We start from the raw sequence: 22,484 nt of genomic DNA, 5'->3' as shown, positions 1-22,484 counted from the left end.
TCTTACCGTCGCTCGCGCAAGTCGAGTGCACGAGATGAGGACCCTTCGATGATCCGCAAGCCCCTGATCGCCCCCGCGATTGCCCTGGCGTTCGCCCTGGTCGCCGTCCCCGCGACGGCGCAGCAGCAGTCGGACAGCTACAAGTTCCTCACCGCGGTGAAGGACGCCAAGGGCAACGACGTCATCGCCATGCTCGACAAGCCCGGCAGCAGCGTGGTCAACGCCCGCTCGCTGGAAACGGGGGAGGGCGCGCTCCACATCGTCGTCAAGCGCGCCGACATGACCTATCTGCGCTACCTGCTCCAGAAGGGTGCCGACGCCAATCTGCGCGACAAGGACGGCGTGACGCCGATGCTGCTCGCCGTGCGGCAGGGCCAGGCGGAGATGATCCCGGTGCTCGCCGCGGCACGGGGCAATCCCAACGTGGGCGATCAGTCGGGCGTGACGCCGCTGATCCTGGCGACGCAGCTGCGCAACATCGACATGGTGCGCCTGCTGCTCGCCGCGAAGGCCGATCCCGACCAGGCCGATCGCGTTGCCGGCCAGTCGGCGCGCGACTATGCCGACAACGATCCGCGCAACGCCGCCATCGCCAAGCTCTACGCCGCGACGCCCAAGCGCGCCAAGGCGGCGGTGGCGGGGCCGAAGTTCTGAGATCAAGCCGGCGAGTTCAGGCGACCGTCACTGCTGGTGCGCGCGACCGAAATCCTCGCGCGCGTCGTCCTGGCCCTGCTCGACGATCGACCGGCGCACCGCGCGCGTGCGGGTGAACAGGTCGAACAGCACGTCCCCGTCGCCCCAGCGGATCGCGCGCTGTAGGCTGGCGAGATCCTCGGAGAAGCGGCCGAGCATCTCCAGCACCGCCTCGCGATTGTGGAGGAACACGTCGCGCCACATCGTCGGGTCGGACGCGGCGATACGGGTGAAATCGCGGAAACCTCCGGCGGAATATTTGATGACCTCGCTCTCCGTCACCGCCTCCAGGTCGCTGGCGGTGCCGACGATCGAGTAGGCGATCAGGTGGGGCAGGTGGCTGGTCACCGCCAGCACCCGGTCGTGATGCTCGGGCGTCATCACCTCCACCGCCGCGCCGAGCCGCCGCCAGAACTCGGCGACCCGCTCCACCACGGCCGGATCGGCGTCGGCGGGCGGCGTCAGGATGCACCAGCGGCGCTGGAACAGCGTCGCGAAGCCTGCTTCCGGGCCGCTCCGCTCGGTGCCGGCGACGGGATGGGCGGGTACGATCATCGCGTCGGGCAGCGCCGCGGCGAGGGCGCGGGCGACCTCGGTCTTGCAGCTGCCGACGTCGCTGACGATCGCGTCCGCGGGCAGGTCCGCCGCCAGCGCGGCCGCCGCCTCGCCGATCGCGCCGACGGGAACGCACAGGATGACGAGGTCGGCGTCGATCACCGCGGCGCCGGGGTGATCCGCCACGTCATCGACCAGATCGAGCGTCACCGCTGCCGCGCGTACGGCGGGATCGGCGTCGTGACCGGTCAGTCGCACGGTCGGCATCGTCTGGCGCACGCCGCGCGCGATCGACGAGCCGATCAGGCCCAGCCCGATGATCGCGACGCGCGCGAACGGCAGCATCAGCCCGCCCGGTCCACCAGCGTCCTGAGCGCCGCGACGACGCCGCGCGTCTCCTCCTCGGTGCCGATGGTGATGCGCAGCGCGTGCGGCAGGCCCTGACCGGGCAGCCAGCGGACGATATAGCCCGCGTCCATCAGCCCCTTGTACGCGCTCTCCGCCGTCAGCCTGCCCTCGAACAGCACCAGCACGAAATTGGCCTTGGAGGGAACGCAGCGCAGCCCGGCGTTGCCGAGCGAGGCCAGCTCGCGCTCGAACCAGCCGCGCCACTCGTCATTGTGGGCGCGGGTCGACGCGACGAAGCTGGCGTCGCCGATCGCCGCGATCGCCGCCTGCTGGCCTGCGATGGTGACGTTGAACGGCGCGCGGATGCGGTGCATCGCGTCGATGATCGGCGCCGAGGCGTAGCCCCAGCCAATCCGCTCGGCGGCGAGGCCGTGGATCTTGGAGAAGGTGCGCGTCACCAGCACGTTGCCGGCGCTCGCCGCCAGGGCCAGGCCGCCATCGTCCTCGCCGTCCGCCAGATACTCGGCATAAGCCTGGTCGAGCACCAGCACCACGTGCGGCGGCAGGCCGGCGTGGAGGCGGGCGATCTCGTCCCGGTCCGCGAACGTACCGGTCGGGTTGTTGGGATTGGCGACGTAGACCATCGTCGTCCGCTCCGTCACCGCCGCCAGGATCGCGTCGACGTCGGTGGCGTAGTCGCGATCGGGCACGATCACCGGTTCCGCGCCGACGCGCCGCGTCGCGATCTCGTACACCGCGAAGCCGAAGCGGACGTGGATCACCTCGTCGCCGGGCCCCGCGAAGGCGCCGGCGACGAGGTGGAGGATGTCGTCCGAGCCGGTGCCGTAGATCACCCGCGCCGGATCGAGCCCGTGCGCCGCGGCGATCGCCTCGCGCAGGGCGGCGGCGCCCGCGTCGGGATAGCGTTCCAGGTCGCCGCGTGCCGCATCGAACGCGGCCACGGCCTTGACGCTGGTGCCGAGCGGATTTTCGTTGGACGAGAGCTTCACGACCTTGCGGCCGTCATCGGTGGTGGAGCGGCCGGGCACGTAGGGCGCGATCGCCATGACCCAGGGCTTGGGCGCGGGAGCGGAGGTCGACATGGCCGCGCCATAGCCGCACCGCCCGCGTCCTGCCAGAGCGGTGGCTTGCCTCCGTCGCGCCCGCGCCCTAGCGACGCGGGCCATGACGGATCAGCGCTTCGGCTTGTCGCGACACGCGCGTCTCGGGCCGCTCCGGCTGGACGGCGGGGCGACGCTGGACGTCGTCGAGATCGCCTACGAGACTTATGGCACGCTCGATGCCGAGGCGGGCAACGCGGTGCTGATCTGCCACGCGCTGACCGGCGACCAGCACGTCGCCAGCCCGCACCCGCGCACCGGCAAGCCCGGCTGGTGGACGCGGCTGGTGGGCGAAGGAAAGCCGATCGACCCCGCGCGGCACTTCGTCGTCTGCGCCAATGTGCTCGGTAGCTGCATGGGATCGTCGGGGCCGGCTTCGACCGATCCGGCGACGGGGCGCGCCTATGCGATGGCGTTCCCGGTCATCACCATCCGCGACATGGTGCGGGCGCAGGGCCTGTTGGTCGATCATCTCGGCATTCGCACGCTTGCCGCGGTGGTGGGGGGATCGATGGGCGGGATGCAGGCGCTGTCCTGGCCGGCGACCTTCCCGGACCGGGTACGCGCGGCGGTGGTGATCGCCTCCACCGCGCGGCACACGGCGCAGAACATCGCTTTTCACGAAGTCGGACGGCAGGCGATCATGGCGGACCCGCGCTGGCGAGGCGGCGACTATCCCGCCGACGAGCCACCCGCGGCAGGGCTGGCGGTGGCGCGGATGGCGGCACACATCACCTACCTGTCGGAGATCGGCCTGACCGAGAAGTTCGGGCGCAAATTGCAGGGGCGCGAGGCGAAGGGGTTCGGATTCGACGCCGATTTCCAGGTGGAGAGTTACCTGCGGCACCAGGGGCTGAGCTTCGTCGATCGCTTCGACGCCAACTCCTACCTCTATATCACGCGCGCGATGGATTACTTCGACCTGGCGGAGGAGCATGGCGGCACGCTGGCGGCGGCGTTCCGGCCGACGGCGGCGCGGTTCTGCTTGGTCAGCTTCGACAGCGACTGGCTGTACCCGACCGTGGAGTCGCGCCACATCGTCCACGCGCTCAATGCCGCGGGTTGCCCGGCGAGCTTCGTCGAGTTGTCCAGTCCCTATGGGCACGATGCCTTCCTGCTCGAGAGTCCGGCGATGAACCGGGTGGTCGACGGTTTCCTGCGAGGCGGCGCATGATGCTGCGGCCCGACCTGGCGCTGATCGCCGAGCATGTGGTGCCGGGCACGCGGGTGCTGGACATCGGTTGTGGCGACGGAGCGCTGATGGCCGCGTTGCGCAGCCGGTCGAAGGTCGATGCGCGCGGGCTGGAGCTGGACGCGGCAAACGTCGCGGCGGCGGTGGCACGGGGATTGCCGGTCGTGCAGGGCGACGCGGATATCGACCTTGGAGGATACCCCGACGGCAGTTTCGATTACGCGATCCTCAGCCAGACGTTGCAGACGACGCGAGGCCCGCATCTGGTGCTGGATGAGATGCTGCGGATCGGCCGTCTCGCCTTCGTGTCCTTCCCCAACTTCGCCCACTGGCGGGTGCGGCTGTCGTTGCTGTGGGGAGGGCGGATGCCGGTGACGGAATTGCTGCCGGAGCAGTGGTACGACACGCCCAACATCCATCACGTCACCATCGGCGATTTCCGTGCCTTCGTGGGCGAGCGCGGCCTGGTGGTGGAAGGGGCGTGGTTCTTAGGCGGCGGACGTCGGCGCGGGGCAGGGGGCGCGAACCTGCTGGCGGAGCACGCGGTGTTCCTGCTGCGGAAACGATGATCCACGTGGAACAAAGGACCACTTCGGATGTTGTCAGCGCTCATGTTGTGAGTGGACCGATGAGCAAGACGGCCCTGATCGTTGAGGACGAGATTTTCGTGGCGCTCGACCTGGAGCGCATTCTGATCGACGCCGGCTACCATGTGGCGGCGATCGCGGCCGATCGCGCGAGTGCATTGGAAGCTGCGCCCGATTGTGGCTTCGCCTTCGTCGACGTCAACCTGCGTGACGGGCCGACCGGGCCCGATATTGCGCGTCGCATTGCCGCGGATCACGGTATCAAGGTAGTGTTCGTCACCGCCAATCCCACGCAGATCGGCGACGGCAACGGCGCGCTCGGTTACGTGCGCAAGCCGTTCAGCGAGGCGGCGATCCTGGCCGCCGCGGCGATCGCTACGCAGACGGACGCGCCGGCCAATGCCGAGGTCGTGCCGTTCGAGCGGCCGGCCGCCGCGGCCTGACGATCAGGAGCGGCTGAACGCGGTCGACGGCACGTCGATGGTGACGGTGACGCCGCTCTCCGCCCAGTCGCGCGCGATGGTGCCGCCGAGCTGTCGCACCGCACTCAACTCGATCAGCTGACTGCCGAACCCATTCGCTGCATCCGCAGGTGCGACGACGCGGGGTCCCCCCTGTTCCACCCAGCGCAGGATGACGCGTCCATCGGCCTGGTCGATCGACACGCTCGCCTCACCGAGTTCGGTCGACAGCGCACCGTATTTCGTCGCATTGGTGGCAAGCTCGTGAAAGAGCAGCGACAGCGGCGTGGCCGATCGGTCGTCGATCAGCACGTCGGTGCCCTGCACGCGGATGCGGTCGCGGTCGGGCTGCTGATAAGGTTCGAACAGGTCGGCGAGCAGGCCGGTAAGCGAGTCCTGCTGCGCGGAGGGACGCGACTGGGCGCTGTGCGGCCGGACGAAGTCGTGCGCGCGGCCGAGCGCGGTGATGCGCTGGCGCAGATCGGTCGCGGCGGGGGCGAATTCCGGCCGGGCGCGCGCGGCGAATTGGATCAGGCCGGCGACCACCGCGAAGATGTTCTTGATGCGGTGGCTCAGTTCCTGGCTGATGATCTCGCGCTCTTCCAGCGCGAGCTTCTGCGCGTGGATGTCGGTGCAGGTGCCGAACCAGCGCGTGATCGCACCGCTCTCGTCGCGGATGGGTAGGGCGCGGCCGAGCACCCAGCGATAGGTGCCGTCGAAATGGCGCAGGCGATACTCGATCTGGTAAGGTTCGCCGGTTTCCAGACTGTGGCGCCAGACACCCCAGGCCCGCTCCTGATCCTCCGCATGGAACATGTCGTTCCAGCCCGCGCCATCGGTGGTGCCCGCGGGGACGCCGGTGAACTCGTACCAGCGTGCGTTGTAGTAATCGTGGAAACCGTCCGGTAGCGTCGACCAGACCATCTGCGGCATGGTGTCGGCGAGCGTCTGGAAGCGGCGCTCGCTATCTTCCAGCGCGCGGGCGTTCCGCGCGCTGGCCATGCCTTGCTCGCGCGCGACCCGCCGATCGTCGAGCCGGGCCATTGCGGCACGGGCGAGCACCGCCAGCCCGTTGCGCTGGAGATCGGTGAGGCCGGGGCGCGGCACCATGTCGATCACGCAGAAGGTGCCGATGGCGCTGCCATCGTCCGCCACCATGGGCATGCCGGCGTAGAAGCGCGCGTGGGGATCACCCGTGACGAGCGGATTGTCCGCGAAACGCGGGTCCGCCGTCATGTCGCCGACCTCGACATAGCTGTTGGCCGCGACCGCGTGCGCGCAGAAGGCGATCCCCGCGGGCGTGCCCCGCAGGTCGGTGCCGGTGCGGCCGATGAAATGCTGGTCTTCTTCTTCGAGCAGCGTGACGAGCGACACCGGTGTATCGCACAGCCGCGCCGCAAAAGAGGTCAGGTCGTCGAGCGCGCCGGCATCGCGGAGATGCTGGGCGTCGTACCGGGACAGGATACGCATAGACGGGTGAACGACCGAGGGGACTGGTTGATCCAAGTTGGTGAGGTCGATCAGAACGGCACGTCGTCGTCGAGGTCGTCGGCGAAGCCGCCGCCCTGGCCGAAGCCGCCCTTGTTGCCGCCGCCGGACGATCCGCCGCGACCGCCGCCATAACCGCCGCCGCTGCCACCGCCGAAATCGTTGCCGCCGCCGCCGCCGGCCCAGTCGTCACTGCCGCCGCGCTGGCCACCACCGCCGCCGCCACCCTGGCCACCGCCGGGCCCGTCGAGCATGGTCAGGACGCTGTTGAAGCCCTGGAGCACGATCTCGGTGGAATATTTGTCCTGCCCCTGCTGGTCCTGCCATTTGCGGGTCTGCAGCGCACCCTCGATATAGACCTTCGATCCCTTGCGCAGGAACCGCTCGGCGACGTTGGCCAGACCTTCGTTGAAGATCGCCACCGAATGCCATTCGGTCTTTTCCTTCCGCTCTCCGGACGACTTGTCCTTCCACGATTCGGAGGTGGCGATGCGGAGGTTGACGACCTTGCCGCCGTTCTGAAAGCTGCGGCTCTCCGGGTCGCGCCCCAGATTGCCGACGAGAATGACCTTGTTGACGCTGCCCGCCATGGGAGAACTCCGCTAGAGGCCCAGCGCGACCGCGAGCCAGTATGTGATGCCGGCCATGATGTACGCGGCGGCGAACAAATAGCCAACCATGAAGGCGGGCCACTTCCACCCGTTGGTCTCGCGGCGGGTCACCGCGATCGTCGAGATGCATTGCGGCGCGAAGACGAACCACATCAGGAAGGCGAGTGCGGTGGGCAGGCTCCAGCGGTCGCGCAGATTCTCGGTGATCGCCTTCTGGCCGCCCTCCGCTTCGGGATCGTCGATCGCGTAGACGGTGCCGATCGCCGCCACCGCCACCTCGCGCGCGGCCATTGCCGGGATCAGCGCGAGCGTAATGTCGCGGTTGAAGCCGATCGGACGGACGATCACCTCCAGACCGTTGGCGATGCGGCCGGCGACCGAGTAATCGACCTGGCTGACCGGGCTGCCCTCGGGCGGCTTGGGATAGGAGAGCAGCGCCCATAGGATCACCGTGGTCAGCGCGATGGTGGTGCCGGCGCGCTTCAGGAAGATCTCGACGCGGCTCCACAGGCCGAGCGTCACGTCGCGCCATTGCGGCCACTGGTATTTGGGCATCTCCATCATGAAGCCCGACGAGGCGCCCTTGGTCACCGTGCGGCGGAGCGCCAGCGCGGCGACGAAGGCGCCGAGGATGCCGAGCACGTAAAGGCCGAACAGCACCAGCCCCTGCAAGCCGACCCAGCCGCCGACGGTACGGTCGGGAATGAAGGCGCCGATGATGATGGTGTAGACGGGCAGCCGCGCCGAGCAGGTCATCAGCGGCGCGATCAGGATGGTGGTCAGCCGGTCCTTCTCGTCGTCGATCGTGCGCGTCGCCATGATGCCGGGGACGGCGCAGGCGAAGCTCGACAGCAGCGGGATGAAGGCACGGCCGGACAGGCCGACGCGCGCCATCATCCGGTCCATCAGAAAGGCGGCGCGGACCATGTAGCCCGACGCCTCCAGCACCAGGATGAAGAGGAACAGGATCAGGATTTGCGGCAGGAACACGATCACCGCGCCGACCCCGGCGATCAGCCCGTCGGTGATGAGCGAGCGGAAGAAGCCGTCGGGCAGCAGGCCGCTGACGAACGCCTCCAGCGCGGTGAAGCCTTCCTCGATCCAGCCGATCGGTGCTTCCGACCAGGCGAAGACCGCCTGGAACATGACGAACAGCAATGCGAGCAGCAGGAGCGGGCCGAACAACGGGTGGAGCGCCACCGCGTCGAGCGCGTGGCCCCAGCGGCGGCCGGGCGTCTCGTTCACCACCGCTCGTTGCGCGATGGTGCGGGCCCGGCGCTGGAGGACGACCATGTCCTCTTCCACCTCGGCCGGCGCGGTGACGGCGTGGCGGCCGACCAGATCGGTGAGCGCGGCGCGGAGGTCGTCGAGGCCGCGCTTGCGGACCGCCACCGTCGGGACGACGGGGACGCCGAGTTCGCGCGAGAGGATTGCGGGATCGAGCGTCAGACCGTCGCGCTCCGCCAGATCGACCATGTTGAGCGCGACGACGACGGGGCGGCCGAGTGCGATCAGCTGGAGCGCGAAGCGGAGATGGTTGTCCAGATTGGCGGCGTCGACCACCACCACCAGCGCGTCGGGCGCGCGCTCGAACTTGCCCCGGCCGGTGACGACGTCGCGGGTGACGCGCTCGTCGGCGGAGGCGGGGTCGAGGCTGTAGGTGCCGGGCAGGTCGACCAGCTCGACGGGGCGGCCGTCGTCCAGTGCGAGGCGGCCGGAGTGACGTTCCACCGTAACGCCGGGATAGTTGCCGACCTTCTGCCGGGCACCGGTCAGCGCGTTGAACAGCGCGCTCTTGCCGGCATTGGGATTGCCGACGAGCGCCACCAAGGGCGCTGCGTGCATCGTCAGCGCTTGGAAACGGAGATCGCGGCGGCGACGGTGCGCCGCAGTGCCACCGTCATGCGACCGATACGGCAGGCGACCGGGCCGGTGCCGAAGCGAGCGCGGTGCAGCACCTCCACGTCGGCACCCTCGTCGAAGCCGAGTTCGCGCAGGCGACGCGCCTCGGGCACCGCGAGGCGTGCCCAGTCGATCGTCGCCACGGTGGCGCGGGTCTGGCGCGGGAAGGTCGCGAGATTGTCGATGATCGTCGCCATGGCGGGCATATAGCGGTGCTGCGACTGATTATCAATTATGGGCGGCAGGGTGCAATCACAGGAAATTACCATCACCCCGTCATGCCGGGCTTGTCCCGGCATCCAGAGCCAAGCAGCGATATCTTCCGTAAATCTGGATGCCGGGACGAGCCCGGCATGACGGGCACATCTTGTATCGATCATACCGCCGGGTAGCGGAGGCGGCCGACGAAGCGGGAGAGGCTGGGCCGGTGTTCGGTACGCTTGAGGAACCCGGCCTTGGCCTTCTCGAAACGCATGATGCCGTCGATGCGGCGCGACAGGAAGCCACGGGTGTCGGCCAGCCCCTCGCTCTCGTCATCGAGGAAGACGGTCGCAGTGGCGGTGTAGACGGCGAGCAGCATGGCGCGCTTGGTATAGTGGTTATAGTCGACGGCGGTGTCGCCGGCGCGGCGCCAGATGCGGTCGACGCTGCGCCAGCCGAGCTTGGCGGCGAGCCCCAGATTCTGCGGCAAAGCGAGGATCGCGCGGGCGCGGCGCAGCGCCTCGCGGTCGGGGAGCATCGCGTCGAGCCGGGCCTGGACGAGCGCCGAGATACGCTCCCGGATCTTCATCGCCGACAGGCGGTCGGCGGGGATCGCCTCGACCATCCGGGTGTCGATGTGCGCGAACCAGGCGTCGATCATCGCCACCGCGCCGCCGTCGAAGGCGAGGCGGGCGACGTCGCGGTCGATGCCGGCGCCCTCCGCCGCCAGGTCGAGCGCTTCGTCGCTCCAGCCGTCGAAGGCGGCGTTGGCGGCGATGATCGGGGCGAGCGTCTCGCGCACCTCGTCCAGGGTCAGGTCGGCGGGGTCGGTCATGACAGGCTCCTCACGTGTCCAGATGAGGCCGCGGGGCGGCCGGCGCAACGGTGGGATTGCGGCGGACGAGGACGAGCGCGACCGCCACCATGGCGACGCCGACCAGGTCGGGCGCGCCCAGCCGCTCGTCGTACATGATCCAGCCGATCGCGCCTGCCACCACCGGCTGGATCAGTAGCGCGATGCCGATCACCAGCGGCGTCAACTTCCCCAGCGCGTAGATCATGCAGCCCTGCCCCAGCACCTGTGCGACGAGCGCGACGCCGATCAGCGGCGTCCAGTTGGTCGGCACGATCCGCTCGCCCAGCATCCAGGCGAAGGCGAGCAGCGGCAGAATGCTGGCGACGCTCGACAGTGCCAGCGACGACAGCGGCGCCATGACGGCGCGGGCGCGCGCCATGGCGATGAAGTAGACGGTGTAGAGGATGCCCGCGGCGAGGCAGAGCAGGTCGCCGACGAGATGGCGGGGATCGAGCTGGTACGATCGGCCCATCAGCAGCCCCGCGCCGAGCGCCGCCAGCAGCAGCGCGCCGCCTTGCGTCCGCGTCGGCCAGGCGCGCGCGACGAGAAAGCCGTAGATCGGGAAGATCAGCGTCGCGCAATTGCCGAACAGCGTCGCGTTGGCGAGTGTCGTGCGCAGGATGCCGAGATGCCAGCTGCCGAGATCGACGGCGAAGGCGATGCCGGCGAACGCCAGCGTCGCCCACAATCCCGTCGACAGCCGCGCCGGCCGCGCGCCCGCGGCGAGCGCCAGCGCGCACAGCATCGGCGCGGCGAGGGTGATCCGCCAGAAGCCCGCGGCGACCGGACCGGTATCGGCGAGACGCACGAACAGCGGCCCGAACGCCAGCGCGACGTTGGCGACGATCAGCGCGGCGAAGGCGACGCCGGTGCGCTCGCTTGGCGGCGACGGAGTTTTTCTTGGGGACGCGGCGGGCTGCATGCGGCCCCCTAGCACCTATCTGCGCTTCCGACAGTTCAGTGCTGCCGTACCATCCGACAGGAGCCACGATGCCCAGCCTCTTCGACCCCATCGACCTTGGCGCGATCCGCGCGCCCAACCGCGTGCTGATGGCGCCGCTGACCCGCGGTCGCGCCGACCGGCAGGCGGTGCCGCAGCCGATCATGGCGGAATATTACGCGCAGCGCGCGAGCGCCGGTCTCATCATCTCCGAGGCGACGGGGATCAGCCGCGGCGGGCTCGGCTGGCCCTATGCGCCCGGCCTGTGGTCGGACGAGCAGGTCGAGGCGTGGGCGCCGGTGACGAAGGCGGTGCACGACGCCGGTGGGCGCATCGTCGCGCAGTTGTGGCACATGGGCCGGCAGGGTCATTCCAGCGTGTACGAGGCGCAGCCGGTGTCGTCCTCGGCGACGGCCACCAAGGGCCAGGCGCATACCTATGACGGCAAGAAGGATTTCGAAGTGGCGCGACCGCTGACCACCGACGAGATCCCGGCGCTGCTCGACGATTACGAGCGGGCGACACGCAACGCGCTCGCCGCCGGGTTCGACGGGGTGCAGGTGCACGCGGCGAACGGCTATCTGATCGACCAATTCCTGCGCGACAACGCCAATTTCCGCGATGACCGCTACGGCGGATCGCCCGAGAATCGCATCCGCCTGTTGCGCGAGGTGGCGGAGCGGGTCGCCTCGATCGCGGGGGCGGATCGGACGTCGGTGCGGTTGTCGCCCAACGGCGATAGCCAGGGAGTGGACGACAGCGATCCCGCGTCGGTGTTCGTGCCGGCCGCGAAGGCGCTGTCCGACATCGGTGTCGCGTTCCTTGAATTGCGGGAGCCGGGCCCGGACGGCACCTTCGGCAAGACCGACGTGCCCAAGCTCAGCCCGCAGATCCGCGAGGTGTTCACGCCGCCGCTGGTGCTCAATTCCGATTACTTCACCGCGGAGGAGGCGCAGGCGGAACTGGACAAGGGTGTGGCCGACGCGATCAGCTTCGGGCGGACGTTCCTGGCCAACCCCGATCTGCCGGCGCGGCTGGAACGCGGCGCGCCGCTCAACAAGGACGACATGCGGACTTGGTACAGCCAGGGGCCGGAGGGATATGTCGATTATCCGGCGCTGGAGCAGGTAGCGGCGTAAGCCCCCTCCGTCACCCCGGGCTAGTCCCGGGGTCTAGGGCCAAGCAGCGCCTCGTCGGTGACCCTGGATGCCGGGACGAGCCCGGCATGACGGACATGCGAGGGTCAGCCGCCCAGACGCTCGCGCAGGTCGAGCATGGCGAGCGCGGCCTTGGCCGCCTCGCCGCCCTTGTCCTTCTCCGTCGGGCGGGCGCGGGTGAGGGCCTGGGCCTCGTTCTCAACCGTCAGGATGCCGTTGCCGATGGCGAGGCCGTCCATCGACAGCGCCATCAGCCCGCGCGCACTCTCGCCGGCGACGATCTCGAAATGATAGGTTTCGCCGCGGATCACGACGCCCAAGCCGACAAAGGCGTCGTAGCGCTCGGCCGCCAGCGCCACCGCACCGGGGATCTCGAGGGCGCCTGGAACGGTGACGGTCTCGTGGGTGTGCCCCGCCGCCTCGATCGCGGCGCGGGCGCCCTGCAGCAGCAGGTCATTGAGGTGGTCGTAGAAGCGCGCCTCGACGATCAGGATATTGGCCATGTCTCTCTCCGGCAGGGTTGGATAGACGTCACCCCGGCCCCGTCCCGGGGTCCGGGGTCAAGCAGCGCCACGTTCGCGGCCCCGGATGCCGGGACCTGCCCGGCATGACGGAAACGAGCTATTCTGCGATTGTCCGCTCGCCGACGATGGACAAGCCGTAGCCGTCGAGGCCGACCAGCGTGTGGTGGGTGTTGGTGAGCAGGATCATGTCGTGGACGCCGAGTTCGGCGAGGATCATCGCGCCGACGCCGTAGTCGCGCAGTTCCTCCATCGGCAGCTCGACCTGCTCGCCGGCGGCCAGCCGTACCGCGGTGGTGAAGGCGTCGGCCCGCGGGCGGTTGATGACGACGATGACGCCCGCGCCCTCCTCGGCGATGATCTCCATCGAGCGGGCGAGCAGGCTGCCGCGCGTCGACGCCTCGCCGAAGATGTCGGGCAGCGCGGACAGCGCATGCATGCGGACGAGCGCCGGCCTGGCCGGGTCGATCTGCCCCTTGACCAGCGCCATCTGTTCGGAGCCGGTCGCCTTGTTGCGATAGGCGCGCGCGGTCCACTCGCCGCCCCAGCGGCTGGCGAAGCGCGCCTCGGAGACGAGCTCGACCAGGTGATCGTGGCGGCGGCGATAGGCGATCAGGTCGCGGATCGTGCCGATCTTGAGGCCGTGGAGTTGCGCAAAGGCGACGAGGTCGTCCATCCGCGCCATGGTGCCGTCCTCGTTCATGATCTCGCAGATCACGCCGGAGGGGTTGAGCCCGGCGAGCCGCGACACGTCCACCGCCGCCTCGGTATGGCCGGCGCGCACGAGCACGCCGCCGTCGCGCGCGACCAGCGGGAAGACGTGGCCGGGGGTGACGATCTCGCTCGCGCCCTTGCCGGCGTCGATCGCGACGGCGACGGTGCGCGCGCGGTCGGCGGCGGAGATGCCGGTGGTGACGCCCTCGCGCGCCTCGATCGAGACGGTGAAGGCGGTCTCGTGCCGGGTACCGTTGTGGCGGCTCATCAGGTCGAGGCCGAGCTCGTCGACGCGCGCCTTCTCCATCGCCAGGCAGATTAGGCCGCGGCCGTGGCGGGCCATGAAGTTGATCGCGTCGGGCGTCGCCATCTGCGCGGGGATGACGAGGTCGCCCTCATTCTCCCGGTCCTCGTCGTCGACCAGGATGAACATGCGCCCGTTGCGCGCCTCGTCGATGATCTCCTCGGGCGCGGAGAGGAAGCCGTGCTTGAGCCGGGCGAGCGCGGGGTTACTGGCCACGATAGGTCTCCATGCGCCGCAGATAGCGCGCGAGCACGTCGATCTCGACGTTCACCGCCGCGCCGGCGGCGAGCCCGCCGAGCGTGGTCGCGCCGGCGGTGTGGGGGATGATGTTGAGGCCGATCACGGTGCCGTCGGTATCGTCGTCCACCGTGTTGACGGTCAGCGACACGCCGTCGATCGTCACCGATCCTTTGGGTGCGAGGTACGGCGCGAGATCGGCGGGCATGCGGATCGCGACGCGGCGCGAGTCGCCCTCGGGCGTCACCGACACGATCGTGCCGACGCCGTCGACGTGACCGGTGACGATGTGGCCGCCTAGCTCCTCACCGAGCTTCATCGCGCGTTCCAGGTTCAGTCGGGCGCCATCCCGCCACTGATCGGCGGTGCGGCTGATCGTCTCCGCCGACACATCGACCGTGAAGCGGCCGGGCGCCTTGTCGACCACGGTGAGGCAGACGCCCGAGCAGGCGATCGAGGCGCCGAGGTCGACGGTTGCGACGTCGAAGGCGGTGGCGATCGTGACGCGCGCGTCGCCGCGCTGCTCGACGCGCTCTACGGTGCCGATGTCGGTGATGATGCCGGTGAACATGGCTGGCGCTCGTAAACCTCCAGCCGGTCGCTGCCAAGCTGGCGGGCGTCGGCGAGCCGCCAGCGGCCGTGCGCGTCGGCGAGGCGGCCGAGACCGACGTCGCCGAGCGCGGGCAGGCCGCCGCCGATCAGGATCGGCGCGCGGTAGAGGAGCAGGCGGTCGACCAGTTCGGCGCGCAGAAAGGCGGCGGCGGTGGCGGCACCGCCTTCGACCAATAAATGGTCGGCGGGAAGGGTGGCGATGGCGGTGGGGGAGTTGATCCAGATGGGATCGCCCATCGCACCCGGCTGCGCCGAGAGGGAGGGAGACGCTTCGGCACCGGAAGTGTGGGGGCGACCGGAGAGCACCACCCGCGTCGGCGAGCGACCCTCCAGTCCCGGCAGCCGTACGTCGAGGCTCGGCGCGTCGGTTTCCCACGTGCCCCGTCCGACCAAGATCGCCTCGTGCCGGGCACGTTCCCCATGCGCGTGGGCGCGGGCCGCGGGACCGGTGATCCAGCGGCTCTCACCGTCCGCACGGGCGATGCAGCCGTCCAGCGAGGTGGCGAGCTTCAGCGTCACGAAGGGACGGCGATGGGCGCGACGGGTGAGAAAGCCGGCCATCGACGCCGTCGCGGCGGCCGCCTCGACACCGACGGTCACCGCGATCCCGGCGGCGCGCAGGCGGGCGATGCCGCGGCTGGCGGTGCGCGGATCGGGGTCCTGAAGCGCGATCACGACGCGCGCGACCCCCGCGGCGACCAGCAGATCGCTGCATGCCGGGCCGCGCGGCGATGCGTGAGCGCAGGGTTCGAGCGTGACGACACAAGTCGCGCCGCGCGACTCCGCCCCGGCCTGGGCGAGCGCCATCGCCTCGGCATGGGGTCGCCCGCCCGGCTGAGTCCAACCGCGGCCCACGATCCGGCCACCCCGCACGATCACGCAGCCGACATTGGGATTGGGGGTCGTCCGCCCGCGCGTCCGCCCGGCAAGGGCGAGCGCCGCGCGCATCAGCCGGTCGTCGGTCAGAAGCCCCACTTGGTCAGCTGATCGTCGAGTTGCTTGAACTCGGCTTGCCGACGCTCCTGCTTGGCCTTCTGCTCGGCGAGTGCCTTGGCCTTGATCGGGCCGTCGATCGCCTGCTGCGCGCGGATCTGCGCGTCGGTGCGGTCGGCGGTCCACTGCTCGACATAGATGATGTCGCGTTTGTACGGCACGGCGACGGTCGAGTCCTTGTAGAAGGCGTAGATCACGAAGCCGGTGATCGCCATCGCCGCGGTGAGGAAGCCGAACTCGTATTTCTCGCGCGTGGCGAGGAACAGGCGCAGGTCCTTGTAGGCGCGCACCGGCGACATGCGGGAGAAGAAACGCATGGTGGCCAAGATAGGCGCGCGGGGCGGCCGTCGCCAGCCCCGCCCGTCCGTCATTCCCGCCTAGTCGTCAGTCCTCCAGCGTGAACGTCACCGTTATCGTCCGCCAGGCCTCCTGCGCGACGCCGTCGCGGGTGCCGGGCCGGAAGCGCCAGCGGCGGAGCGCCTGCGCCTGCGTGACGGCGAAGAAGGCGTCGCTGGTCGCCGACACCCGCTCGACCTGACGGACGCGGCCGTCGGAGCCGACCAGGACGCGCACCGTGACGCGCCCGTCACGGCCGAGTCGCTGCTCGCTGGGCGGGTAGGAGGGCTGGAGGTCGCCGGCGTAGCGCGGGTCGACGCTGGGGCCGACGATGACCGGCGCGGGGGCGGGTGGGTCGGCCGGAGCGGTGCCGGTGCCTGCGGCGCTGCCGCCGCCGAGGTCGAGGGTGGGGAAGGGCAGCGGGTCGAGCCCAACCGGGCGGTCCGTGCTGGGGAGGGTGTCGACGAGCGGCGTCACCGTCTCGATCCGCTCGGCCGCGGGGGCGGTGGATTGCGCCTTCTTGGGGAGCGGCTGCGGTTCGGGCGGGGGCCGGTCGGGCGGAACCTGGTAGATCTCGATCGAGCCTTCGGGCGGGTCGCCGATGCCCATGTGCGGCGCGGCGAGCATCAGCGCCGCGACGACCGCCGCGTTGATCCCGATCGCGGCGACGAGGCCGGCGGGATGGAACCGGGACCGGCCGGTGAAACGATCCGCGTACATCCGTCTTCTCCTTCGCGTCTCCTGAGCTAGGTGCGAGTCGGCCGGTCGCATTGTTGATGTTACAACATTGCATTTAGGGTGCAAGTCGTCTTTCGTGCGGCACGGTTGGTCGCCTGACGGCAGAACGGGGCTCTCCCCCGACTTGTCATCTTTGAAGGATGTGATCGCAGACTGGCGGTTGTTCTTCTCCGCGTCTCCGCGTGAACCGGTCTTGCTACGCTTCCGCAGCGCGGCGCAGGCGGGCGACGGCGCGCTCGCGCCCGATCAGCGGCAGGAGCTGCGCCATGTCGGGGCCGTGGTCGAGGCCGGTAAGGGCTCGGCGCAGCGGCAGGAACAGCGGCTTGCCCTTGCGCCCGGTCGCCTGTTTCAGGGCGCCGGTGAGGACGTGCCAGGGGTCGGCGATCCAGTTGATTCTCCCGGCCTCGTCGGCGGCCTGGATCAGGAAGTCGCGGTCGTCGGCGGCGGCGGGGGCCTCGATCGGGCCCTCGATCACCTGCCACCAGTCGGCTGCCTCGGCGACGCGGGTGAGGTTGGGGCGGACGGCGTCCCACTCGGCGGCGCCCATGCCCGCGGGCAGGCGGTCGGCGACCCGGTCGAAGGGCAGCTGGTGGACGATCCGCGCCGACAACTGTGCCAGCTCGCCCTCGTCGAAGCGGGCGGGGGCGCGGCCGAAGCGGGCGAAGTCGAACCCCTCGACCAGCGGCGCGCGCGTCGCGAAGGGTTCGACCGGGTCGCTGGTGCCCAGCCGCGCGAGCAGGGCGACGACGGCCTGCGGCTCGATCCCTTGTTCGCGGAAATGATCGACGCCGAGCGAGCCGAGCCGTTTCGACAGCTTGCCCTCCGCCCCCGTCAGCAGCGCGGCGTGGGCGAAGCGCGGCGGGGCGGCGCCCATCGCCTCGAACATCTGAAGCTGGAGTGCGGTATTGGACACATGGTCCTCGCCGCGCACCACGTCCGTCACCCCCATCTCCACGTCGTCGATCGCGGACGGGAGCATGTAGAGCCACGAGCCGTCGGCGCGGCGGACGACGGGGTCGCTCATCGTCGCCGGGTCGAACCGCTGGGGCCCGCGGACGCGGTCGTCCCACTCGATCGGCGACGCATGGTCGAGGCGGAAGCGCCAGTGCGGGGCGACGCCGTCCGCCGCCAGCCGCGCGCGATCCGCGTCCGACAGGGCGAGCGCGGCGCGGTCGTAGACGGGGGGCAGGCCGCGGCCGAGCTGGATCTTGCGCTTGAGGTCGAGCTCCTGCGCGCTCTCATAGGCCGGGTAGATGCGCCCCGTGGCGACCAGCGCGTCGAAGCGGGCCTGATAGAGCGCGAACCGTTCGGACTGGCGCACCTCCGCGTCCGGCGACAGGCCGAGCCAGGCGAGATCGGCGCGGATCGCGTCGACGAACCGCTCCTCGCTGCGGGCGGCGTCGGTGTCGTCGATGCGCAGCAGGAAGCGGCCGCCGTGCTTCTCCGCCCACAGGCTGTTGTGGAGCGCGGTGCGGATGTTGCCGACGTGGAGATTGCCGGTGGGCGAGGGGGCGAAACGGGTGACGGTCGCGGGAGGAGGGGTCATGCCGTCGTCCCTAGGCGAGGCGCGAAGGGACGGCCAACCCTCTTCCGCTTCCCAGGCGCGGCGATTAAGGCGCCCGGCAAAGGGGAGTGTCCACCATGAAGCTCATCACCGGCAACTCGAACCTGCCGCTCGCCCGCGCGATCGCCGCTTATTGCGAGCTGCCGCTGACCGACGCGCTGGTCCGCCGCTTCGCCGACGAGGAGATCTTCGTCGAGATCATGGAGAACGTGCGCGGCGAGGACGTGTTCGTGCTCCAGTCCACGGGCTTTCCGGCCAACGACAATCTGATGGAACTGCTCATCATCATCGACGCGCTGAAGCGCGCGTCGGCGAAGCGGATCACCGCGGTGGTGCCGTACATGGGGTACGCCCGGCAGGACCGGAAGCCGGGGCCGCGCACGCCGATCTCGGCCAAGCTGGTCGCCAACCTCATCACCGTGGCGGGCGCCGACCGGGTGCTGTCGGTGGACCTGCACGCCGGGCAGATCCAGGGCTTCTTCGACATCCCCACCGACAATCTCTACGCCGCGCCGGTGATGTCGGCGGACATCCGCGCGCGCTTCAAGGCGCGCAACCTGACGGTGGTGTCGCCCGACGTCGGCGGCGTGGTGCGCGCGCGGGCGCTGTCCAAGCGGCTCGACAACGCGCCGCTGGCGATCGTCGACAAGCGGCGCGAGCGGGCGGGCGAGTCGGAGGTGATGAACATCATCGGCGACGTGGAAGGCCGCTTCTGCGTGCTGATCGACGATATCGTCGATTCGGCGGGCACGCTGTGCAACGCGGCCGCCGCGCTGCGCGAGGCGGGGGCGGAGGACGTCGTCGCCTACGTCACCCACGGCGTGCTGTCGGGCGGCGCGGTGGCGCGGGTCGACGGGTCGGCGCTGCGCGAGCTGGTCATCACCGATTCGATCGGCAACCACGAGGCGATCGGTACCACGAGCAAGATCCGCCACCTGCCGATCGCGCCGCTGCTGGGCGAGGCGATCAAGCGCATCGCCGACGAGACCAGCGTCAGCTCGCTGTTCGACTGATCGCCGGAGCGCAGGCGCGGCCACGCCCGTGCCGGTGCGCCATCGGCGCAGCGCCCGGCCCGGCCGGCGGGTCGCAGAGCGAGCCCGTTCGACGGCGGCTTTGCCGCCGGCGTCTCCTCGCACGGCTGATCGGCTGATCGTTCGGTGATGTTCGTTTGGCACGCAGCGCAACGACCATTCGCTTGACTCGATTGACCCCCAGACGGAAACGCGAACGCCCGATCGTTTCCATTCATGCGGCGATGAGAAAGAGCGGAGTCGATCCGGTCGACCATTATAGTCGGGTGGGGCGTTGTAGGACAGCGGCCACTACCAGGGCGCGATGATATGCCCGCTGCGCCGCTATGTCTGGCCCGTGCGGCAGGCATGGAGGATCAGCGCGCCGACGATGCCGGTCGCGAACAGCGCCCCCTCCAGCCCGGCCACGGCCAGGCCGGCGACCCATCCCTCGCCTCCGATCGAGAGCGCCGCGAACGGTGTGATGCCGAGACGCGATGCCGGAAACGCCTGCGCCAGTGCCCCGAGGCTGCCGGCCATCAGGCGGCCGCCAATGGCTGCGACCGCGATCCCGCCTGCCGCACCGCACAGCGCGACGCGGCCGAGCTGCCACGACATCGCCCCCGTCCGCGCCGCGGCTCCCCAGCTACCCAGACCGACGCCCATCCCCAGCAGCAGCCCCTCGCCACCTCCCGCAATGCCGCCGGGCGATCGGCCGAGCAGCAGGTGAAAGGCGTCGAGGCCGACGACCTTGACCACGGCCCCCACCACCAGTCCCCCAATCGCCCCGCCCGCGACGCGCCACACCGGTGACCGGGCCAGTCCGGCGGTCGCGATGCCGATGCTGACGCCGGCCCCGCCCACCATGGCGGTGACGATCGTCAGCCAACAGAGCACCAGGAAGATCGACGCGCCCGCCGATCCCCCGGGGTTCTGCGATGCCCCGACCGCGCCGAACACGATCCCGCCGACCACGCCCGCGACGGTGGCGCCGAGCGTGCCCGCGCCGCCCTCCGCCAGTACCCGTCGCCACGAGGAGGGCGCGCCGGTCGGGGCCGATACGGCCGATCGTTCGCGCCGCACCGACGCGGTGAAGCGATAACCGTGGCGCGGCACCGTCTCGATGAAGCGAGGCATGCCGGCATCGTCGCCCAATTCGCGTCGCAGCGTCTTGATGGCCTGCGTCAGCGCCTCGTCCGTCACCGGCGTGCCCCGCCACACCTCCGCCAGGAAACGATCCTTGGTGACCAGTCGGCCGGCCTCCGCGACCAGCAGGATCAGCACGTCGAGGCAGCGGGCACCGAGCGCCACCGGCACGCCGCCGCGACGCAGCACGCGCTGGTCGGCCGCGAGCGCGAAATCGCCGAAAAGCCACACCTCCGATGCGTTCTTCATCTCGATCTCACCCGCCCGTCATGGCTTTCACCGCCCGTACCGGCACGCTCCAGCACTTCAGACATGGAGGTAAATCGATGAACAGGAAAGCGCTCGCGGCACGGACGGCGATCAACTGGTGGCGGGTGACCGGCTGGTCGATCGCGGGCCTTCTTGTCCTGTTGCCGCTCGCCGCGATGCAAGTCACCCGCGAGGTCGCGTGGACCCCCGCCGACTTCGCGTTCGCGGCGGTGCTGATCGGCGCGGTCGGCCTCACCATCGAGTTCGCGTTCCGCCCGCAGGTCTCGCGTGCCCAGCGCCAGGGTGCCGTGATCCTCGCCCTGACCTGCTTCGCGCTGATCTGGATCAACGCCGCCGTCGGCATCATCGGCGCGGAGGACGATCCCGCCAATATCGCCTACTACGCCATCGTCATGGTCGCGTTGCTGATCGCGGCGATCGGACGTTTTCGTGCGGTCGCCCTGGAACGTGGCGCGGGCGTGGCGGCGGTCGCCATGCTTGTCGCAGCGGTGTTCGCGACCGCGGCCGCGGCACCCGGTTACGCGCCCGGCACCATCGCCTTCCACATCGTGCCGGCCGCGGCCTTCGCCTTCGCAGCCATTCTCTTCCGCCGAGCCGCACCGCTCGCGCAACCGTCGGGCGAGAAGCGGAACTGAGGCCGTGGCCCGGCCGCACTGGATTCGGGGAGCCCCCTGTGCTTTACGCGGCCGCAAACCTCTCGCGGAAAAGGTGCTCCCCATGAACATCCACGAATATCAGGCCAAGGAATTGCTGGCCAAGTTCGGCGTGCCCGTTCCCGCCGGCTTCGCCGCGCTGTCGGTCGAGGAAGCCGTCGAGGCGGCGGGCAAGCTGCCCGGGCCGCTCTACGTCGTGAAGGCGCAGATCCACGCGGGCGGGCGCGGCAAGGGCAAGTTCAAGGAACTGGGGCCGGACGCCAAGGGCGGTGTGCGCCTCGCCAAGACCGCCGACGAGGTCCGCGCGGCGGCGACCGACATGCTCGGCAACACGCTGGTGACGATCCAGACGGGCGACGCGGGCAAGCAGGTCAACCGCCTGTACGTGACCGACGGCGTCGACATCGCCAAGGAGTTCTACCTGGCGCTGCTCGTCAACCGCGCGACCGGCCGCATCTCGATGGTCGCCTCGACCGAGGGTGGCATGGACATCGAGACGGTGGCGCACGACACGCCGGAGAAGATCCACTCGATCGACATTGATCCCGCCACCGGCTTCCAGGCCCACCACGGCCGCGCCGTCGCCGCCGCGCTGGAGCTGTCGGGCGATCTCGCCAAGCAGGCCGCCAACGTCGCGTCGAAGCTGTACGACGCGTTCCTGGGCACCGATGCCGAGCAGATCGAGATCAACCCGCTCGCCGTCACCGATGACGGCAAGCTGATGGTGCTCGACGCCAAGGTCGGCTTCGACGGCAACGCCATGTTCCGCCACAAGGACCTCGCGGCGCTCCGCGACGAGACCGAGGAGGACGCGATGGAGCTGGAGGCGTCGAAGTACGACCTCGCCTACATCAAGCTCGACGGCGACATCGGCTGCATGGTCAACGGCGCCGGCCTCGCCATGGCGACGATGGACATCATCAAGCTGAACGGCATGTTCCCGGCCAACTTCCTCGACGTCGGCGGCGGCGCCAACAAGGAGAAGGTGACGGCGGCGTTCAAGATCATCCTGTCCGATCCGGCGGTGAAGGGCATTCTGGTCAACATCTTCGGCGGCATCATGCGCTGCGACATCATCGCCGACGGCATCGTCGCGGCGGCGCGCGAGGTGAACCTGTCGGTGCCGCTGGTGGTGCGCCTGGAGGGGACGAACGTGGAGAAGGGCAAGGAAATCCTCGCCAACTCCGGCCTCGCCATCGTGCCGGCCAACGACTTGGGCGACGCGGCCAAGAAGATCGTGGCGGAGGTGCAGAAGGCGGCGTAACATCCGCGAC

24 protein-coding genes are annotated in these 22,484 nt (G+C 69.9%); 8 read left to right on the top strand and 16 right to left on the bottom strand.

Features of this window, described 5'->3' with window-relative positions; genetic code table 11:
• Window positions 1-48: 48 nt before the first annotated feature.
• Window positions 49-654: an ankyrin repeat domain-containing protein gene (locus BM145_RS05205; RefSeq protein ID WP_093332180.1), complete on the top strand. Its 606-nt coding sequence runs from the start codon at window positions 49-51 to the stop codon at window positions 652-654.
• A gap of 27 nt (window positions 655-681) precedes the next feature.
• Here the strand turns inward: BM145_RS05205 and BM145_RS05200 are convergent, their stop codons facing one another.
• Together BM145_RS05200 and hisC are read right to left on the bottom strand one after the other, a co-directional pair.
• On the bottom strand, window positions 682-1,593 hold the full coding sequence (locus BM145_RS05200; protein ID WP_093332177.1) for a prephenate/arogenate dehydrogenase family protein: 912 nt from the start codon (window positions 1,591-1,593) through the stop codon (window positions 682-684).
• On the bottom strand, window positions 1,593-2,699 hold the full coding sequence (hisC, locus tag BM145_RS05195; RefSeq protein WP_093332175.1) for a histidinol-phosphate transaminase: 1,107 nt from the start codon (window positions 2,697-2,699) through the stop codon (window positions 1,593-1,595). Before hisC ends, BM145_RS05200 begins: the two co-directional genes overlap by 1 nt.
• Before the next feature lie 82 nt (window positions 2,700-2,781).
• On the opposite strand from hisC, the gene metX reads away from it, so the two are divergent.
• From metX to BM145_RS05180, 3 genes are read left to right on the top strand one after another with little or no spacing between them, the layout of a single operon-like run.
• Window positions 2,782-3,891 carry a homoserine O-acetyltransferase MetX gene (gene metX, locus BM145_RS05190; protein WP_093332173.1) on the top strand — a complete coding sequence of 370 codons (1,110 nt, stop codon included), beginning with the start codon at window positions 2,782-2,784 and terminating at the stop codon, window positions 3,889-3,891.
• Window positions 3,888-4,478, top strand: a complete 591-nt coding sequence (gene metW / locus BM145_RS05185; RefSeq protein WP_093332170.1) for a methionine biosynthesis protein MetW — start codon at window positions 3,888-3,890, stop codon at window positions 4,476-4,478. The genes metX and metW overlap by 4 nt, the downstream gene beginning before the upstream one ends.
• Before the next feature lie 59 nt (window positions 4,479-4,537).
• Entirely contained in the window at window positions 4,538-4,939 is a 402-nt protein-coding gene (locus BM145_RS05180) for a response regulator (RefSeq protein WP_093332167.1), read from the top strand.
• 3 nt (window positions 4,940-4,942) lie between these two features.
• Here BM145_RS05180 and BM145_RS05175 read toward each other — a convergent pair whose 3' ends face one another.
• The 6 genes from BM145_RS05175 to BM145_RS05150 all read right to left on the bottom strand — a co-directional run bounded on the left by BM145_RS05175 (window position 4,943) and on the right by BM145_RS05150 (window position 10,937).
• Window positions 4,943-6,427, bottom strand: coding sequence for a sensor histidine kinase (locus BM145_RS05175; protein ID WP_093332165.1), 1,485 nt, complete (start codon window positions 6,425-6,427; stop codon window positions 4,943-4,945).
• Between the two features lie 50 nt (window positions 6,428-6,477).
• The gene (ssb, locus tag BM145_RS05170; RefSeq protein ID WP_093332163.1) at window positions 6,478-7,035 is read right to left on the bottom strand and encodes a single-stranded DNA-binding protein; all 558 of its coding nucleotides are present in this window, start codon (window positions 7,033-7,035) and stop codon (window positions 6,478-6,480) included.
• Between the two features lie 12 nt (window positions 7,036-7,047).
• On the bottom strand, window positions 7,048-8,901 hold the full coding sequence (feoB, locus tag BM145_RS05165; protein WP_093332160.1) for a ferrous iron transporter B: 1,854 nt from the start codon (window positions 8,899-8,901) through the stop codon (window positions 7,048-7,050).
• Window positions 8,902-8,903: 2 nt separating this feature from the next.
• A complete protein-coding gene (locus tag BM145_RS05160) occupies window positions 8,904-9,155 on the bottom strand; it encodes a FeoA family protein (protein WP_093332157.1) in 252 nt (83 codons plus the stop codon).
• 179 nt (window positions 9,156-9,334) lie between these two features.
• Window positions 9,335-9,994, bottom strand: a complete 660-nt coding sequence (locus BM145_RS05155; RefSeq protein ID WP_093332155.1) for a COQ9 family protein — start codon at window positions 9,992-9,994, stop codon at window positions 9,335-9,337.
• A 10-nt stretch (window positions 9,995-10,004) separates the two neighbouring features.
• Window positions 10,005-10,937, bottom strand: coding sequence for a DMT family transporter (locus BM145_RS05150; protein WP_093332153.1), 933 nt, complete (start codon window positions 10,935-10,937; stop codon window positions 10,005-10,007).
• Between the two features lie 68 nt (window positions 10,938-11,005).
• Here BM145_RS05150 and BM145_RS05145 point away from each other — a divergent pair, with 68 nt between their 5' ends.
• On the top strand, window positions 11,006-12,094 hold the full coding sequence (locus tag BM145_RS05145) for an alkene reductase (RefSeq protein WP_093332151.1): 1,089 nt from the start codon (window positions 11,006-11,008) through the stop codon (window positions 12,092-12,094).
• A 104-nt stretch (window positions 12,095-12,198) separates the two neighbouring features.
• Here BM145_RS05145 and ribH read toward each other — a convergent pair whose 3' ends face one another.
• From ribH to BM145_RS05110, 7 genes are all read right to left on the bottom strand, one after another.
• Entirely contained in the window at window positions 12,199-12,615 is a 417-nt protein-coding gene (gene ribH, locus BM145_RS05140; RefSeq protein WP_093332149.1) for a 6,7-dimethyl-8-ribityllumazine synthase, read from the bottom strand.
• A 118-nt stretch (window positions 12,616-12,733) separates the two neighbouring features.
• Window positions 12,734-13,867: a 3,4-dihydroxy-2-butanone-4-phosphate synthase gene (gene ribB, locus BM145_RS05135; protein ID WP_093332147.1), complete on the bottom strand. Its 1,134-nt coding sequence runs from the start codon at window positions 13,865-13,867 to the stop codon at window positions 12,734-12,736.
• The gene (locus tag BM145_RS05130) at window positions 13,857-14,459 is read right to left on the bottom strand and encodes a riboflavin synthase (RefSeq protein ID WP_093332145.1); all 603 of its coding nucleotides are present in this window, start codon (window positions 14,457-14,459) and stop codon (window positions 13,857-13,859) included. The genes ribB and BM145_RS05130 overlap by 11 nt, the downstream gene beginning before the upstream one ends.
• Window positions 14,423-15,448, bottom strand: a complete 1,026-nt coding sequence (ribD, locus tag BM145_RS05125) for a bifunctional diaminohydroxyphosphoribosylaminopyrimidine deaminase/5-amino-6-(5-phosphoribosylamino)uracil reductase RibD (RefSeq protein WP_093332418.1) — start codon at window positions 15,446-15,448, stop codon at window positions 14,423-14,425. Before ribD ends, BM145_RS05130 begins: the two co-directional genes overlap by 37 nt.
• 14 nt (window positions 15,449-15,462) lie before the next feature.
• Entirely contained in the window at window positions 15,463-15,810 is a 348-nt protein-coding gene (locus BM145_RS05120; protein WP_093332142.1) for a hypothetical protein, read from the bottom strand.
• A 67-nt stretch (window positions 15,811-15,877) separates the two neighbouring features.
• On the bottom strand, window positions 15,878-16,549 hold the full coding sequence (locus BM145_RS05115) for an energy transducer TonB (RefSeq protein ID WP_093332140.1): 672 nt from the start codon (window positions 16,547-16,549) through the stop codon (window positions 15,878-15,880).
• Between the two features lie 214 nt (window positions 16,550-16,763).
• Complete coding sequence (locus BM145_RS05110; RefSeq protein ID WP_093332137.1) at window positions 16,764-18,113, bottom strand: glutamate--tRNA ligase; 1,350 nt, start codon at window positions 18,111-18,113, stop codon at window positions 16,764-16,766.
• 95 nt (window positions 18,114-18,208) lie between these two features.
• Here BM145_RS05110 and BM145_RS05105 point away from each other — a divergent pair, with 95 nt between their 5' ends.
• Window positions 18,209-19,144, top strand: coding sequence for a ribose-phosphate pyrophosphokinase (locus BM145_RS05105; protein ID WP_093332134.1), 936 nt, complete (start codon window positions 18,209-18,211; stop codon window positions 19,142-19,144).
• 342 nt (window positions 19,145-19,486) lie between these two features.
• Here the strand turns inward: BM145_RS05105 and BM145_RS05100 are convergent, their stop codons facing one another.
• Window positions 19,487-20,536, bottom strand: coding sequence for a winged helix-turn-helix domain-containing protein (locus tag BM145_RS05100; protein ID WP_093332132.1), 1,050 nt, complete (start codon window positions 20,534-20,536; stop codon window positions 19,487-19,489).
• A 77-nt stretch (window positions 20,537-20,613) separates the two neighbouring features.
• Here BM145_RS05100 and BM145_RS05095 point away from each other — a divergent pair, with 77 nt between their 5' ends.
• Both BM145_RS05095 and sucC read left to right on the top strand, forming a co-directional pair.
• Window positions 20,614-21,192: a hypothetical protein gene (locus BM145_RS05095; RefSeq protein ID WP_093332129.1), complete on the top strand. Its 579-nt coding sequence runs from the start codon at window positions 20,614-20,616 to the stop codon at window positions 21,190-21,192.
• Between the two features lie 82 nt (window positions 21,193-21,274).
• Window positions 21,275-22,474, top strand: coding sequence for an ADP-forming succinate--CoA ligase subunit beta (gene sucC, locus BM145_RS05090; protein ID WP_093332127.1), 1,200 nt, complete (start codon window positions 21,275-21,277; stop codon window positions 22,472-22,474).
• Window positions 22,475-22,484: the final 10 nt, after the last annotated feature.

The organism is Sphingomonas rubra, from assembly GCF_900115745.1.
In the GTDB taxonomy this organism is placed as follows: Bacteria; Pseudomonadota; Alphaproteobacteria; order Sphingomonadales; family Sphingomonadaceae; genus Sphingomonas; species Sphingomonas rubra.
This window is presented reverse-complemented; position numbering and strand designations above follow the sequence as displayed.